General features: G+C 50.2%; 11 protein-coding genes. All 11 read left to right on the top strand.

What is annotated here, in order from left to right; genetic code table 11:
* The first annotated feature begins 161 nt into the window (after positions 1-161).
* The 11 genes from EJQ19_RS18490 (at position 162) to EJQ19_RS18440 (ending at position 16,554) form a co-directional block, all read left to right on the top strand.
* Positions 162-1,118 (top strand): ABC transporter permease, encoded by a 957-nt coding sequence (locus EJQ19_RS18490; RefSeq protein ID WP_126142725.1) that lies wholly within the window; start codon positions 162-164, stop codon positions 1,116-1,118.
* A gap of 19 nt (positions 1,119-1,137) precedes the next feature.
* Positions 1,138-2,010 carry a carbohydrate ABC transporter permease gene (locus tag EJQ19_RS18485; protein WP_241242976.1) on the top strand — a complete coding sequence of 291 codons (873 nt, stop codon included), beginning with the start codon at positions 1,138-1,140 and terminating at the stop codon, positions 2,008-2,010.
* Between the two features lie 83 nt (positions 2,011-2,093).
* Positions 2,094-3,734, top strand: a complete 1,641-nt coding sequence (locus EJQ19_RS18480) for an extracellular solute-binding protein (RefSeq protein ID WP_126142723.1) — start codon at positions 2,094-2,096, stop codon at positions 3,732-3,734.
* Between the two features lie 94 nt (positions 3,735-3,828).
* Entirely contained in the window at positions 3,829-4,944 is a 1,116-nt protein-coding gene (locus EJQ19_RS18475) for a glycoside hydrolase family 88/105 protein (protein WP_126142722.1), read from the top strand.
* Positions 4,945-5,065: 121 nt separating this feature from the next.
* A complete protein-coding gene (locus tag EJQ19_RS18470; protein WP_126142721.1) occupies positions 5,066-6,877 on the top strand; it encodes a cache domain-containing sensor histidine kinase in 1,812 nt (603 codons plus the stop codon).
* Positions 6,874-8,409: a response regulator transcription factor gene (locus EJQ19_RS18465; protein ID WP_126142720.1), complete on the top strand. Its 1,536-nt coding sequence runs from the start codon at positions 6,874-6,876 to the stop codon at positions 8,407-8,409. Before EJQ19_RS18470 ends, EJQ19_RS18465 begins: the two co-directional genes overlap by 4 nt.
* Before the next feature lie 208 nt (positions 8,410-8,617).
* A complete protein-coding gene (locus EJQ19_RS18460; RefSeq protein WP_126142719.1) occupies positions 8,618-10,855 on the top strand; it encodes a helix-turn-helix domain-containing protein in 2,238 nt (745 codons plus the stop codon).
* Positions 10,856-11,038: 183 nt separating this feature from the next.
* The gene (locus EJQ19_RS18455; RefSeq protein ID WP_126142718.1) at positions 11,039-12,706 is read left to right on the top strand and encodes an extracellular solute-binding protein; all 1,668 of its coding nucleotides are present in this window, start codon (positions 11,039-11,041) and stop codon (positions 12,704-12,706) included.
* A 147-nt stretch (positions 12,707-12,853) separates the two neighbouring features.
* The gene (locus tag EJQ19_RS18450) at positions 12,854-14,701 is read left to right on the top strand and encodes a hypothetical protein (RefSeq protein ID WP_126142717.1); all 1,848 of its coding nucleotides are present in this window, start codon (positions 12,854-12,856) and stop codon (positions 14,699-14,701) included.
* Positions 14,692-15,663 carry an ABC transporter permease gene (locus EJQ19_RS18445; RefSeq protein WP_126142716.1) on the top strand — a complete coding sequence of 324 codons (972 nt, stop codon included), beginning with the start codon at positions 14,692-14,694 and terminating at the stop codon, positions 15,661-15,663. Before EJQ19_RS18450 ends, EJQ19_RS18445 begins: the two co-directional genes overlap by 10 nt.
* Positions 15,664-15,675: 12 nt before the next feature.
* Positions 15,676-16,554 carry a carbohydrate ABC transporter permease gene (locus EJQ19_RS18440; protein ID WP_126142715.1) on the top strand — a complete coding sequence of 293 codons (879 nt, stop codon included), beginning with the start codon at positions 15,676-15,678 and terminating at the stop codon, positions 16,552-16,554.
* Positions 16,555-16,632: the final 78 nt, after the last annotated feature.

The following is a 16,632-nucleotide window of genomic DNA, read 5'->3' as shown; positions in this document are numbered from 1 at the left end:
GCCGGATTCCGAATTTTTTCCGAGAGGTTCCTGCTGGTTTGAAGGAGAAACAAAAATCGTACAGAAAGACCTAAAGATTTTTAAGGCTGGGGATGGACGAAACGCGGTACAGTATAAGCATCACATCCGATACTAATTTTCAGCAAGAAAGAAGGGGAACCATGGAAACAACGCATGCCGCCGCAGGAAAGGATCAAGCACCGGCAGCCAAAGAAGCTTTTTATCAGACAAAGCGGTTCCGGCAGAATATCCCACTATTGATCATGCTTATACCGGGATTGCTTTATTATCTGATATTCCGCTATATGCCTATGGGTGGTCTTGTGATCGCTTTTAAGAACTACAATTTTCATGATGGCATATGGTCAAGTCCGTGGGTGGGGTGGAAATATTTCGGGGTTTTATTCCATTCCCATGTCACGCTGCAAATTATTTGGAATACGCTTACCCTGAGCGTGCTGAGCCTGATCTTCGGGTTCCCTGCGCCGATTATTATCGCGATTGCCTTGAATGAGGTCCGGAAGAGTTGGCTGAAACGCTGGATTCAAACCATTATTTATTTGCCTCATTTTTTGTCCTGGGTTATCGTTGCAGGCATTATCCTGACCCTGTTCGCCATCGACGGCGGTACGATTAACAAGTTGTTGGGGCAGTGGGGGATGGAGCCGGTGCCTTTCTTGTACCGTGCAGACTCATGGACCGCGATTTTTATTGGCTCCGGCATGTGGAAGGAGATGGGCTTCAGCGCGATTATCTATCTCGCCGCGCTCTCTGGCATTGACCCCAGCCTGTACGAATCTGCGGGGATGGACGGCGCAGGCAAGCTGAGGCAGATTTGGCATATCACGCTGCCAGGCATTCGTCCTACGATTATCCTGTTGCTGATTCTTGGCATGGGCCGCCTGATGGAGGTTGGATTTGATCAAGTTTACAATTTGCAAAATCCTACCGTTCTGCAGAAAGCGGAGGTTATCAGTACCTACGTGTACAAAGTGGGGCTGCAGCAAGCCCAGTTTGGCTTGACCACAGCCATGGGATTGTTTGAATCCTTCGTCGGCCTGGTGCTTGTGCTGTCGGCCAATGCCTTGGCCCGCAGATTCGACCAGGGGTTATTCTGAAGAAAGGAGGGAAATTCTCGTGAGGGAATCCACAAGCGGAAAAATATTTTCAATCATTATACACGTCGTATTAATTGGCATTTCGCTCACATGCATCCTGCCTTTCCTGCATCTTATCGCGCTGTCCGTAAGCTCAGGGCATGCAGTTGACTTGGGGAGAGTCTGGTTCTGGCCGGTGGGGCTTGATTTCACCGTATATAGATACTTTTTTGAAAATACGCCAGCTCTGCGCGCTTTTTCCAACAGCGTGATCATTACCTTAGGCGGAACGGTTTTAAGCATGCTCGCCACCGTATTGACGGCTTATCCGTTATCCCGCCGTTACCTTTATGCCCGGAAGCCCATCACAACGGCCGCCCTGTTCACCATGCTTTTCAGCGGAGGCATGATTCCTACCTATCTGGTTATGAATAACCTGCATTTGACGAACACGTACTGGTCCCTCTGGCTTGGTGGGCTGATCAGCACCTATAATTTGCTCATTATGAAAAGTTATTTTGAGAGCATCCCGGGAGAAGTGGTGGATTCCGCCCAGATTGACGGTTGCGGTGAGGTCCAATTGCTCAGACGCGTCATCCTGCCTTTGTCTCTTCCTTTGCTCGCTACATTGACGCTATTCTACGGAGTAGGCTACTGGAACATGTTTATGAGTGTTATTCTGTACATCAATAAGACGAGTTTGCAAAATCTCACCGTCATCGTTCAGGGAATGCTGCAAATTCAGGGGAACTTCAATGTATCGGCCATGGATATGATGCAGCAGCAGGAAATGGTATCCGAAAAGCTCAAGGCCGTTGGGGTGATGGTTATGGTTGTCCCCATGCTCGCGGTCTACCCGTTCCTGCAGAAATATTTTGTCAAAGGCATTATGCTTGGTTCTATCAAAGGTTAGCCAATCATGCTGCGGCATGAACCAGTGTTATTTCAGGGTTAGCGGCAACAACGAAATTAATCATAGATTGAGGGGGAATCCACATGTTTGGACAAACATCCGCACCAAAAATGAAGGTCACATTAGCCTTGGGACTGTCGGCGGTTATGGCCGTAGGGGCAGCTGGGTGCAGTCAAAAGGAAGAAGGGACAAAGGGGAAAGCTGAAGGAAAAGCCACCATTACCGTTTCCAACTACGACAGGGGCAATATTCCAGCAGCAGAGGGAACGGTCGAAGACAACCGGTGGACCAAGTGGATCAATGAACATTCTCCGGTTACGGCCAAATTTGTGCCGGTGGATCGGGCAGAGGCAGTCAAAAAGCTGAATGTATTGTTCGCATCGGGCAGTGCGCCGGATATCGTCAATGATTTTGATACGGGGTTCCGTAACTCCCTGTACCAGCAGAAGCAGCTGATGCCACTGGACGATTACTTGAAGTATGCGCCTGAATACCAGAAGCTCCTGGACAAGTACCCTCAGCTTCGCAAAATAGGCACCAAGCCGGACGGCAAGCTTTACGAAATCGGTAAAATTAATGAACCTCATTTGCAGAGCGTAGCTTTCATTCGAATGGATTGGCTGAAAAAGCTGAAGCTGGAGGTTCCGAAAACCACAGAAGAGCTGCTTGTCGTTCTGAAGGCATTCGTTGAGCAGGACCCGGATGGCAACGGGAAGAAGGACACCTATGGAACCAATATGAGCTATACCTCGGACGGCATGGTGGATTCCATGTTCGGCTCGTACGGCTGGAAAATCTCCAGCGATGACAAAATCGTAAGAACTTGGGATAACACGTTGGAATCTCTTAAATTTAAGAAGCGATTGTTTGAGGAAGGACTTATCGACAAGGATTATCTGGCGGACAAGAATGGAGCCAAAGCCAAACAAGACTATCTGAATGGTAAAATAGGCGTTTATCTTCCACCTGCTATCAGCAACTGGTTTGAAAGTACCGTGACGGATGTCAAAACGCTCCGCAAAGTTGTACCGGAGGCGGAGATTGCGCCAATGGCGCAGCCTAAGTCTCCCATGGGGCAATTCGTTCATCATGTCGTCAATCCGGTTCAAATGACAACGGTCATCAATGCCGCAGCCAAAGATCCCAAGGCCGCTATGGAGTACATTAACTTCATGATCAAGCCGGAGAACGCCCTGATTCTGAGAAAAGGAATTGAAGGCGAGCATTGGAAAAAAGGAGCGGACGGTTTCCCTAAGGTTATTGATCCTGCGAAGAATGCCAAGGAGCTGGATTGGGCGATGGACTACACCATGTTCTACTCAATCCCTGAGAACCCGCTTCTGATTTCCACCACTGCGTTCGATGTGAATGATCCTGACCAGAAGGCCGGTCTGGAGATGCTGAAGAAAGCCGACGAGTTTCTGCTTAATCCCGAGGCACAGTATCCTGCGCTGAGTCACTATGAGCATATGCCAACTTTGCCGAGTGATTTGGTCGTGATCAATACCAATGTGGACAAAGAGATCAAGGACATCTATACCAAAGGCATTATCGGCGGGGCCAAATATACGCCTGAGCAGGCCGTTGCAGATGCCAAAGCTGCCTGGGAGAGAGGCGGCGGCAAACAGATTGAGGAATTTATGAATACTTGGTATAAAGAAAATAAGGGCAGAGCCTTCCTAGGCAAAGATATTCTGGATTTGGTTCGCTCCCAACACAAGTAAGGGCTGAACGCATAGGTGAAATGCGGACTTGGTTCGGCAAAGGCCGGACCAAGTTTGTTTTCGGAACATTTTATATAAGAAGGAGTATATGATCATGACAAATGAAAAGCTGCTTCACAAAATTGGACTGATCGTCGACAAGCTTATGAATCTGGGCGGCAGCGACTATGAGAAGGATAAAACTGTGCTCCACGCCGATACAAAAAAAGGGATTGTCCAACGGGATTTTGGCATTGAAGAGTGGGACTGGCCCCAAGGCGTCGGCCTTTATGGTCTATATAAGCTGCAAAAGTTTTACAGCGATCAACGCTATAAGGATTTTTTTCAAAACTGGTATTCCCGCAATTTGGACGTTGGTCTGCCGTCAAAAAATATTAATACGACCGCTCCATATCTGGCTCTCGTTCTGCTCCTGGATCAGCTTGAGCCTTCCAGCCAGTTGGAACAGCTCTGCCGGGAGCATGCGGACTGGCTCATTCATGAGCTGCCCAAAACCAAAGAAGGCGGCTTCCAGCATACCGTCACGGCCATTGGCAACCGGGATGGCATCCATTTGCACAATGGACAGTTATGGATCGATACGCTCTTTATGGCCGTTCTTTTCCTAAACCAGGCGGGGCGCAAGTTCCAACGGCCAGACTGGGAGCAAGAAGCCGTGCACCAAATTCTGATTCATATCAAGTACTTGTATGACAAACAGACCGGGCTGTTTTTCCACGGCTGGAGTTTCGAGCGCAACGATAATTTCGGCAGCATCTTCTGGTGTCGCGGTAATTCCTGGTTCACCTACGGTCTCGTCGATTACCTGGAAACTTGTCAAGATACGATTCACCCGGGTGTTCGTCAATTTCTAGTGGATACGTATAAGGCTCAGATCCATGCGCTGGTTCCGCTTCAGGCCGCTTCCGGTCTCTGGCACACCGTCCTGCAAGATCCGACCAGCTATGAAGAGGTGTCCGGATCGGCCGCAATTGCCGCAGGTATCCTAAAAGGGATAAAATCTGGTATACTAGATTCCTCCTATCAAGCTGTTGCAGACAAGGCGGTCGAGGCGGTTTGCCACAACATCAGCGAAGATGGAACCGTGCTGAATGTATCGGCCGGAACCGGAATGGGCATGGATCAAGAGCATTACAGGAACATTACCATTATGCCGATGGCATACGGACAGTCCCTTGCACTTATTGCCTTGTACGAAGCTTTACAATAATACGGGGAAACACGACGAAACGTGACGCGCTTCCTTCCTATGTAGACAGGTAAAATAAAAACCTCGTTTGCTGGGAAGGAAGCGTTTTGTACTGCAATATGACATTCAAGGGGAGAGCCGATTGCATTTGAGAAACTGGCCGGGGGCTATAGCCGGAAAAATAAAGGGCAGCTTCAAGATCAAGCTGATCGTGCTGCTCTCGTGTATGGTCACACTTGCTTTTGCTTTGGCAGGTTGGATGGTGTATCGTTCCAATATCCAGTTAATGGAAGATGAAATCAGCAAGCAGTTCTCCATCGCCAACGAACAATCGTTGGCCAGACTGGAGATGTCTTTCCAGGAAATCAACCGGGTCTCCCAGTCGATTATCCTGAATCCGTCCATTGAATTGTTCCTCAAGGAGATCGTTCCACAAAGCGATTCCTACACGCAATTCAAGAACCGCAAGTATGTGGAAGAGCAGTTGAATATGCTGCTGGTGGATGCGCCGTCCATCCGCTCCGTGTTCCTATACAATGAGAATGGCGAAATGACGGTCCTCTCCAAAAATGGCGCTTCCGGCGAGCCGGGAACGGAGGACTTGAACAGGATGATGGAGAAGCTTAAACCCCATCGGGGAAATCTGGTATGGGGCCGGGCCGAAGCGGCCAGCACCATTGATCCGGACGGCCGTAGAACGGTTCTGGTTGCTGCCAGACGGATGCTCAATGAAAAATTGATCCCCTACGGTACGATGGTGATGGTGATGGAGGAAAGTCTGGTTTCCAAAGTGCTGCGGGATCTTACAGAGAACGGCAGCGGCAAGGTGCTGCTTCTGGAGCCTATGGGAAGCATGCTCTACACCAATATGGACCCAAGTGAGATGGAACAGCTCCTGCAGCTGACAGAGGCAAATTATCCCCGTTATGTCAAAATGAATGGCATCAGCTATCTCTTTGTCCGCCATGAGCTGATTCCGGCAGGCTTTACCCTTTACGGTGGGGCCTCCCTTCAGGAGATACAGAGAAAAAATAAAGATATCATCCAGGTATTGGCTTTTGCTGGAATCGGGGTGATCCTGCTTTGTGCACTTCTGATTACGATTTCCACCCGGACGCTTCTGACGCCTCTGGCCCATCTGATGCAGGGACTGCGAATGCTGCGTTCCGGCGATTTCACGGTTCGTGTCAGAGTGGATTCCGGCGACGAGTTAGGCTACATCGGAGACAGCTTCAACAGCATGGCCGAGCAAGTGAGTGAGCTCATCAATAAGGTATATCTGGCTCAGATCAGCCAGAGGGAATCGGAGCTTAAGGCTATCCAGGCACAGCTGAACCCCCATTATCTGCACAACCTGTTCAATGAGCTATATTGGAAGCTGTACACCAACGACCAGGAGGAGACGGCGCTTCTGATCAACGCCATCTCGGAGATGTTGAAGTATTCCCTAAAATCTGTTCAGACGGATACAACGCTTGGCGAAGAGCTGCATCAGATCCGGAATTACCTCAAGATCCAGACAGAGCTCTTCATTGGCGAGATTGAAACCATTATACAAGCTGAGGAGTCTCTGCTGAATCTACGGATGATGCGATCCCTTTTGCTGCCGGTGGTGGAAAATGTTTTTGTGCACGCTTTCCGTGATATGGAGAAAGACCGGGTGTTGCGAATTAAAGCGTTTCTCTTAAATGAAGCGCTGCATATTGAGGTAGCTGACAACGGATGCGGCATGGATCAAGAAACGTTGAGATCCTTGACAGCGGCGGAAACGAATCTGCCGGACGGCAATAAGACGGGTATCGGTTACAAAAGTGTGCTGCGGCGCATTCAACTGGTATATGGGCCCACGTATGGCGTGGAAATAACCAGCAGCCCAGGGAAAGGAACGGTAGTTCACATGACGCTGCCGATTAAATATGAAGCTCTGGATAGTCATGAGGAGGGGATCGGATGAAGGGCAAGCTGTTTATTGCAGAAGATCAGCCCAACTTCCGCAAGGGGCTGCTGAAGCTGGTGGGGAAGCGGGCCACCGATTGGGAGGTGTCGGGGGAAGCGGCCAACGGCCGGGACGCCTTGATCATGATGGAGAAATGTGTTCCGGATTTCTTGCTGACCGATATTCGGATGCCCCATATCGATGGTCTGCAGTTGGCAGAAGAAATCAGAAAGCGCGGCTGGCTGACGAAGATTGTGATTGTCACCGGATTCAAGGATTTTGAGTATGCCCAGTCAGCGGTTAAGTTCGGGGTGCTGGACTTTATCACCAAGCCTTGTGTGGAATCGGATATCTTAAGCGTACTCGATCGAATTTATGCGCAGCTGATTGAAGAAAGCCAATCCCAGCTCTTGGTGGATGGCTGGAAGCGTCAGCATGAAGACAGCGAGCTGCGCGCGGCTATTATGGGGATGCCCTGCAGCGGCGAAGAGGTGGAGGCACTGCTGAAGCAGATGAAGCAATGTGAGCTGCATTTCCTCCGTATCCCTACCTACTTCCCCTTGGAGAAGCAGTATTCCGCCCAGGATGTGCCTTTATTGCAGTTTGCTTTCACTAATATTGCCGGAGAGCACCTGACTAAATGGTTTTCGGGTGGCTTTCGCCTATTTCCCTTAAATGCATCGGAGTGGGCTTTATTAGTGGATAGAAGTGCTTCCCGGATGGAGACATCTCCCTCATGGCTGCAGATACTTTCCGATTCGATCCTTCATTATCTGAGACTGCCGCTTGAATGCAGCGGACAAGGGCTTTGCGCCACTATGGAGGAATTGCACGCGGGCTACAGACGGTATTGCCAGGAAGGAGAAAGGGACCACGGTTCTACCAATGAATCACTGCTTAACCAGACGGCGCTTTACGAGAAGGAGAAGGAAATTGTAACCTGGCTGATGTCGGAGGATAACAGTCGGCTCGCCCGGGAATTGCAGGAGCAAGCTATCCGAATCAGTCAGTTACCCCCGCAAACCGCCAAAATTGAAGCGCTGCTGCTGGCTGCTGCCATTCAACGGTTGGTGCAGGTTCAGTTTCCCGAATGGCAAATGGCCGTGCTCCCCATAGAGTGGGATTCCGTCTACAAATGTGCGACGCCGGAAGATGTCGCAGCATGGCTGCAGAGATATTTGAATGAATTCCTCCAATCCCATAACAATTGGCTTGCCAGCAAGAATGATAATCCGGTCAAGCAGGCGATTCGGTTTATTGAAGAATCCTATATGGGCGTATGCGGCTTGGCCGAGGTGGCGGCCCATGTTCATCTCAACCCCAGCTATTTCAGCAATCTGTTTAAAAAGGAAACCGGGGAAAGTGTAACCGGTTATATTCAGAATCTGCGTGTACAGAAAGCGAAGCTTTTGTTGAAAAGCACAGATATGAAAATATTCGAAATTTCCGAGGCGACCGGCTTCAACGACTCCAATTATTTCACGCATTTGTTCAACAAAATAGCAGGTGTCTCCCCCAAGGAATACCGCAAGCAGATGGCCGGTCAGTGACTCTTCCGGGACAGATGTTTCGCTTTCGAGTTTTATAGTAAAAAAGGCGTTCACTCAACCGGGTGAACGCCTTTTTGCCAGATCGGCAAAATTATTGACCTCGCCATTTATCATTTTCTGGATTCAGTACAGTACCTGAAGATAACATTCTTTCACTTTACTTCAATAATAACAGGTGTTATTGTTTTTCCATAACCAGGGGGAGATCATGATGCCGAAAAAATGGTTTTACCGTTTACTGTTTTCATATTTTCCGATTTTTTTTAGCTTAACCTCGATCCTCATTTTGCTTACTTTCATGCTTCTGAGCGGGCTGTCAAGAAGGGAAACAGTCAACGTGAACCAGCAGTTTACGCTGCATGTCGTTCAGTTAATCGATCATTCCCTTAGGGAAATCGATAATGCACTCATCAAGGATATTGAATCCGATGCAAAGCTGACAGCTTTTTTCCAAAGGGACCCGTCGCTTTCCTACTTCAATAATTATGAAATATCGAGAAAAGTCAGTGAAATGATCGCTTTGAACGGTTTTATTGATTCCGTCTATTTGTACCGCTCTTCCGATCAGATGGTTATGAGCAAAAACTCGTTCATTGCGTTGGAGAAGTTCGGGGACCGCGAGTTCGTTATGCAACGGCTGCAAATGGGGACCTTCTACGAGTTGTCCGGTAAACGTGAATACTTCGAATTTCAGGATTCGGAGCGTTTCCCGTCCACTGTTGTTTCGATCGTCCGCAAATACCCGCTGCTCGTCGGTGGGCAAGGGCTGATCGTGGTCAACATTTCCTTGACCAAAGTGGAGCAGATGATCAGAGAGTTGACCGGCACAAACGTTAATTTTGTCGGGATCAGGGACTACGCGGGTAACGTCATAGTGGGGGAGAAAGACGCTAAAGCTCAGGGCACGATTCTTTCCGAAGTGAAGTCCGATTATACCGGTTGGACCTACACGGGGGGCGTTCATGATGAGCATCTATTCCAGTATGCTTCTGTGTTTTCTTACATATGGGTTGCCGCAGGACTTCTGGTCGTCGTCGCAGGCACAGCTTGGATGACCTTTGTTACGAGACGAAATTATAAGCCGATCGAGGAAATCATGAATCAAATCCATCGTTATTCCGCCCAAAAAAGCGGAAAGCCCTCCAAACAGGTGCAGGATGAGTTTAAATTCATCGAGCAGGCGCTGGATCATTTAATCGAGGAGTCCCATACGTATCAAAAAATGCATGAGGAAGACTCGCTGTTCCGCAGGCGTCACTTTTTTGTCGAGCTGCTGGAGGGCAACCGGCCCATTGAGCTGACGGAGTGGGATTCCGAGTTGGAGCGGTTGAATTTGCCGGTTCAATTCCGTTCGCTAGGCATCGTCGTGGTGGAAATCGATAAATATACCAGGTTAACGGAAAAATATACGCACCGCGACCTGTTTTTGTTGAAATTCGTCGTGAACAGCGTCATGAAGGAAATGACGGAGTCGCAGCCTTTGACCGTATGGGCCGAATGGACGTCACAGCATCAGTTGACTGCTCTTTACCAATTGGAGGAACAAGCGGCGGATGGGGAGCTGAGGCTGGAGACGCTGACCGGAAACGCTCGCGAATGGGTGGAGGCTAATCTTGACTTTACGGTGACGGCCGGAATCGGACCCGTGGTGGAGCGGATTGAGGATATCCCCAAATCATACGCAGTCGCGAAGGAGGCGTTGTCCTTGAAAGCGAGCCTTGGATTAAACAGGGTGATCGCGTATCATGAAACCGAGCGGCAGGAGGACGGGACGTACCGGCATTTGCAGACGATTCGCCTCTTCTCGCGTGTGCTCCGTACGGGCGAAGAGCCTTGGCGTCCGATTCTCAGCCAGTTGTTCCAGGAAGCTCGGGCCGGCCGGTTATCGCGGGAAGAGCTTGTGCAATTCCTGCATACGCTTAATCACCACTTGTATCGGGAAATGATGGAGTTCCCCGCCGATATTCAGGAGCTGTGGAAATCGGAGGCGCTGCCCAGCTTGAATCAAATTCACGATACATTCGATGTGGCGGAGGATTTGGAGACGCAGTACGAACGGGTTTTGGGGGAATTCGAGGTTAAAGTCCGGGAGTTGCAGGAAAGCCGCAGCCATTATGCCTTAGTCCGTGAAGTTAGGGAGTACATGGACAAGGAATACGCCAATTCGGATATGTCGCTGAATCATCTTTGTGATGTGTTTGGGCTGAATGGTAAATATGTAAGCCGGCTGTTCAAAGAGGCTTACGGTGAAAAGCTGGTAGATTATTTGGTTAGGGTCCGCATAGAAAACAGTCAGCGTCTGCTGCTCGAAACGGCGCTTTCTTTACAGGAGATCGCCAATGGTGTCGGGTATATTCACGATATTTCGTTCATCCGCGCATTCAAGAAAGTCGTAGGCACAACTCCGGGCGAATACCGGAAGCAGCATGGCAAAAGCCCGTCGTGACAGGGCTTTTTTCTTTTTGGTTCATCGCGGATAATCGGTTAGCTGGACGATTTTTTCCTTTTGGTTAACCGCAGGAAACATGTAAATTGCTTAAGCAACCGTGGGGAAGCTATAGTGCAAATAGGAGCCGGCACACCGGTTCAACAATTAGCGAAGGTGAACGAAGAGGGGGAACTACAACTAATGAAGAAGCGATTATGGAAGGGTCGCAAGCTCACTGCGGGTACGGCAGCGATGCTGCTTATGAGCGTAGTCGTATCCGGCTGCGGATCGAATGAGACGACGGCGCCAGCCAAAGAAAGCAACAAGGCGCAGTCTACCGCGACCTCGGAAGCAAGAGGGAAAATTACCGTATCTGTGTACGAACGCAATAATATCCCGCCGGAAGAAGGCAACTGGGAGAAAAACCGCTGGGTGGAATGGATCAATAAAAACGGTCCCGTCGATGTGAAATACGTGACGGTGCCGCGCTGGGAATCGCTGCCGAAGTTCAATGCTCTGTTCGCAACTAGCAGTGCGCCGGATCTGATCCTCGAATACGATACAGGTTACCGGAATCAATGGTACAGTCAAAAGCTGCTGATGCCGCTTGATGATGTCATCGCCAAGTACAGCACGACTTACAAGGAGCTGATGTCGCAATTCCCGCAGTTAAAGAAGCTCGGTACGAAGGATGACGGCAAAATTTATGAAATCGGCAAGGTGAATCCGCTTACCTCCGGCCACCGCATCTATATCCGAGAAGATTGGTTGCAAAAGCTGAATCTTCAGAAGCCGACAACAACAGAGGAATTCCTAAACGTTGCCAAAGCGTTCGCCACACAAGACCCAGACGGCAACGGCAAAGCGGACACGTTTGGTCTGAACCTGAGCGGAAATGCCAATTCAATCATCACACATATGTTCGGTTATGGGGAAGTTGCTTGGCGTTTTGAAGGAGATAAATTCATCCATGAATGGGACCGGTTGAAGGCGGCCACTGATTTCCAGAAGCAGTTGTTTGATGCCGGCGTGGCCGATAAGGATTATTTGGCGGATAAGAACGGGGAAAAAGCGAAGCAAGATTTTCTTGCTGGCAAGCTTGGCATGTATTTAGCTCAGGATATTGCTGTGAACGATTATGACGCTTTTGTCAAAAACAGCCCGAATGGCAAACTTTCCGTCATGCAGCTGCCCAAATCGCCATTCGGCCAATTCAGCCCGGTCATCTCCAGCCCGATCCAGATGGTGGGGGCGATTAACGCTTCGGCGAAGGATCCTCAAGCTGTGATGAAGTACATCGATTTCATGATCAAGCCGGAAAACGCAAAAACGCTGCAGAACGGACTGGAGGGCGTGAACTGGAACAAGGACGCGGCTGGATGTCCGAACCCGATCGACGCCGAGAAAAATAAAAAAGAAATTTCCTATACCGGCGATCTGAATATGATGGCTTCGACGCTGCTATACGGCAAGTGCTCGTTCAGCGCCCAGAAACCGCAAAATACGGAAACATTGAAGAGGCTGCGCGATCTGGCGCTTCAGTCGGAAGCGGCTTATGTAACGAAGGAACGTCCGATACCTACCTTGAAGCCGGAATATTTGCCGGTGCTGCCTCAGGATTTGTCCTTAATCGTCAAAAACGTGGATCAACAGATCAAGGACCTGTGGGCAAAATCGATCGTCAGCGGCAAAGCTTATACGGCCGATCAGGCGCTGAAAGATGCCAAAGAGACTTGGGAGAAGGCTGGCGGAGCCAAAGTTGATGACTTCTACGCGAAATGGTATGCAACGAACAAAGCGAATGCCTTCCTGCTGGAGGACTTGTACAAATTCGGCGAAGATGCTGTGAAGCTGTATTCGAATAAGTAAGGCAATCGTAAAGCAGGGGAGGGAAACGGTGGCGAAGGGGAAAAAGGGGAAGTTTCGCAATAGTCGCGGCCCTTTTCCCCGGCATCCCGACCTATCACACTTGCGCATCTGCTTTGTTAAGTAAGGCCGGAAAGAGAGGGATAGAAAATGAACCCGCATGATCGTGCAAGCTTAACGCAGGATCCGGTATTGGAGCGGGCCTTCCGGGAGCGCTGCCGGTTGCTGCAAGAGGAGATCTTGCACAATCCGATTCCGGAACACGACAAGTCCCGGAGAAGAATGTACTACGCGATAGTTAGGCTAGCGCGGCAGTTCGAGACGGAACTTGCGTTGTCGCACCTAGCGGCCGTCAACGATCATCCTGGGCATGACGCGATGTTTTTCCGGCATGCCAATATCGATGCATGGCTCCGCTTTGGGCGGCAGTATGACGAAAGCTTGCGGCTAAAGGTGAAAGCCAGCATGCAAAATGAAGGGTTGTACCGGATGGAGAGCGGTACGGAAAACCACAAGATCATGAACGCCGTTGCGGGTTATTTAACCGCCCAGAGCTGGCCCGATTGGGAGCATGCGTCGGAGGTAAAAGGACGCTGTTCCCGGTATCTGGACAACTACCTGTCCAGCGTTTGCCGGTTCGGTCAAGGTGAGTTCGATTCTCCGACGTATAGCGTATTCTATCTAAATACGCTGGCTACGCTCTATGATTTTGCAAAGGATTCGTCATGGAAGACAAGAGCGGCGCACATGATGGACTGGTATTTAGCAAACACGGCAGGGGAGTGGCTCGACGGCTTGTATGCAGGAGCCCATTCGCGGGACTATCATCCGACGCAGACGTTTGATGCAGCGCCGGCCGGAACCGTTGCCGCCTGGCTTTATTTCGGAGGCAGACAGCCGAACCTCAGAACCGGGGAGCCGCACTACAGCATCATCCTTGCGTTGTCCGCGTACAGAGCGCCGGATCTTGTTGTACGCATCGCACAAGAGCGGGGCACGGCGTACGAGCATTTTGAAACTCACGACCTCACAATCATGACGGAACCTGCACATGACGGGCACGAAACCCGGCCATTAACGGGAAAAAGCGAAGGCTTCAAGGGACTTGGCTATATTAGCCGGTCAGGCGTACGGAAGTATACGTATATGACGCCGGGGTATGCGCTTGGGAGTATGGTGGACGGAAAACAAGGTGATATCGTCTGGTCGGGGCAGCTAAGACGGTGGTCACTCGACTGGCGTTCGGAGCAGCCCGCGGGCGTTTTATTTTTCAATCATCCTTTCCCCGATTTCGGAAATCCCGAGGAACCGTATGCGGACAAGTGGCAAGGCTCTTCTCCATACGAGCAAGTCGTTCAATATAAAGGGGCACTGATTGCTTTATATCACATTCCGGCAGGCGAATGGTACAAATACGGCCCGCGGAAGCCGTTCCCTTCGGACCAGGATCCGTACATCGACGGGTTTTTCTCTGGAACGGCGATTTTGAAGCTGGAGGAGGATGCGAGCGGCTGGATCTTTTGCCATGGTGGTACGGTTCTGGCGGCGGTTCGTGTAATGAGGCCTTACCGCTGGGTTGCCGGAGAAGAGGCGCATCGCAGATTGCGGAGCGAAGGGCTAAGCAACGCGGTGCTTGTACAAACGGCGGCGCCCGAAGATTATTGCCTGACGGATGAGGTAGGCGGCGATCCGCAGCGAAGGGTGGAAACCGAGCTCGCTCTTTTCCGAGAAGCGGTGCTTGCCGCTGTCTCTTATGAGGTATCACTACCGGAGCTGACGAACCCTTCTGTTGCATTTCGGACGTTGTCCGGGGATGAGCTGGGCATCGAATACGACGGAGTAAGGACAATTAACGGAGCCCCCGTTCGTTATGACGATTGGCCATTGATTGCGAGTCCGTATCTAAATTCGGAGTTGAATACGGGCATATTGGATCTGCGCCACGGAGAGCAGAATTTAAGACTGAATTTACAATTCGGAGGCGAAGCATGGAAATGAATAAAACGGCAACTCCCGCGCCGACACTGCGCCAATCAGCAGTTAAGCCGAAAACGGCTTCCGCCCGCCATTTGGCAAGATGGAAGTCGAACTGGCAGCTCGTGTTGATGTTTTTACCGGTCGTTGCGTTTTTTATCGTGTTTAAGTATGTTCCGATGCTTGGCAATGTGATCGCGTTTAAACAGTACAATCTCATGCAGGGCGTATGGGGAAGCCCTTGGGTAGGCTTCGATAATTTTCGGATGATGATGGATAATCCGCAAACGCTGCAAATTATCCGGAATACGTTGTTTCTCAGTTTTTTCAACATTGTGATCGGCTTTCCGTTTCCTGTGCTGGTGGCGGTGATGCTCAATGAAGTGCGTAGATTATGGTTCAAAAAGTCGATTCAAACGCTCGTCTATTTGCCGCATTTCTTCTCCTGGGTCATTATCGGCGGCATCACCGTTACGCTATTTGGTTCACAGGCGGGGGTCGTAAACAGGGTGATTGAATACTTCGGAGGCACGCCTGTATCTTTCTTGTATCAGGTTAGCACATGGCTGGGGATCTTCTTCGGGTCAGCTGTTTGGAAGGAAGCGGGCTTCGGTGCGATTATTTATTTGGCCGCGATAGGCGCCATCGATCCACACCTGTATGAAGCGGCCAGCATCGATGGCGCAAGCAAAATCAAGCAAATCCGTCACGTGACACTGCCGGGCATAATGCCGGTCATGATTCTGATGCTGATCCTTTCAATGGGCAAGGTGATGGAAGTCGGCTTCGATCACGTCTACAATTTGCAAAATGCCGTCGTATCGAGCGCATCCAACGTGATCAGCACGTATATTTATACGACCGGTATTCAGGGCGGCATGTACAGCATCACGACCGCGATGGGGCTGTTCGAAGCGGTAATCGGGCTCATTCTCGTGCTCGGCGCCAACCGGGTCGCCAAAAAATTCAATCAATCTTTATGGTAAAAGAGGTGGCTTATGCGATTGTCCTTCGGTGAAAAACTATTTTACGCCACCAACTATTTGCTGCTTCTGCTGGCTGGGATGAGCTGTCTCGTTCCGCTATTGAACATCGTTTCCGTCTCGTTCAGCGATTATGCGGCCATCGCCTCAGGCTTCGTCGGGATTTGGCCGGTCGGTTTTAATCTGGATGCCTACCGTTCGTTGATCGAAGGCACGCCGATTGTTCAATGCTTGAAGAACAGCGTAGTGATCACGGTCTTCGGCGTTGCGTTCAGTATGATCTTTACGGTGCTTGCTGCTTACCCGTTATCCAAGAGCAAATTTTATTGGCGGAAAGGCTTTACACTGGCCATCGTATTTACCATGCTGTTCGGCATACCGACGATCCCGGCTTTTCTGGTCAACCGCTCGCTAGGTATCGTCGATACGTATTGGGCGCTTTGGCTGCCTGGGCTGATCAGCGCTTACAACATGCTCGTGTTGAAATCGTTTTTTGAGCAAATTCCGGAGGAAATGGGAGAAGCATCGCAGATCGACGGGTGCAGCGATTGGCGGCAGCTGTGGCAAATTGATCTCCCGTTGTCGATGCCCGTACTGGCGACGTTGATGCTGTTTTATGGGGTGGGGTATTGGAATGTGTTTCAAAGCGTGCTGATCAATATCAACGATTCGGATAAATACAATTTGGCCGTTCTGGTACAAAATATGATCGCCAATCAATCCTTGCTGCAAAGCTTGAACAACCTGCAGCCGCAGGAGGCAGCGGAGCTGCTTACGCCGGAGGCGATCCGTTCGGCAGGCGTAGTTGTCATGTTGGTGCCGCTCCTGCTGGTTTACCCTTTCCTGCAGAAGTATTTTGTCAAAGGTGTTATGATCGGCGCAATTAAAGGGTAGCTGTACAGAACGATTTTCATTTTCCCGCTCAGGATGTCCTTCTTTCAATTTGGAGAAGGATAGTGCCTTTGCGGGATA

Source organism: Paenibacillus whitsoniae (assembly GCF_003955665.1).
In the GTDB taxonomy this organism is placed as follows: Bacteria; Bacillota; Bacilli; order Paenibacillales; family NBRC-103111; genus Paenibacillus_E; species Paenibacillus_E whitsoniae.
The sequence above is the reverse complement of the archived record's forward strand: the minus strand, read 5'-3'. Positions and strand labels throughout refer to the sequence as shown.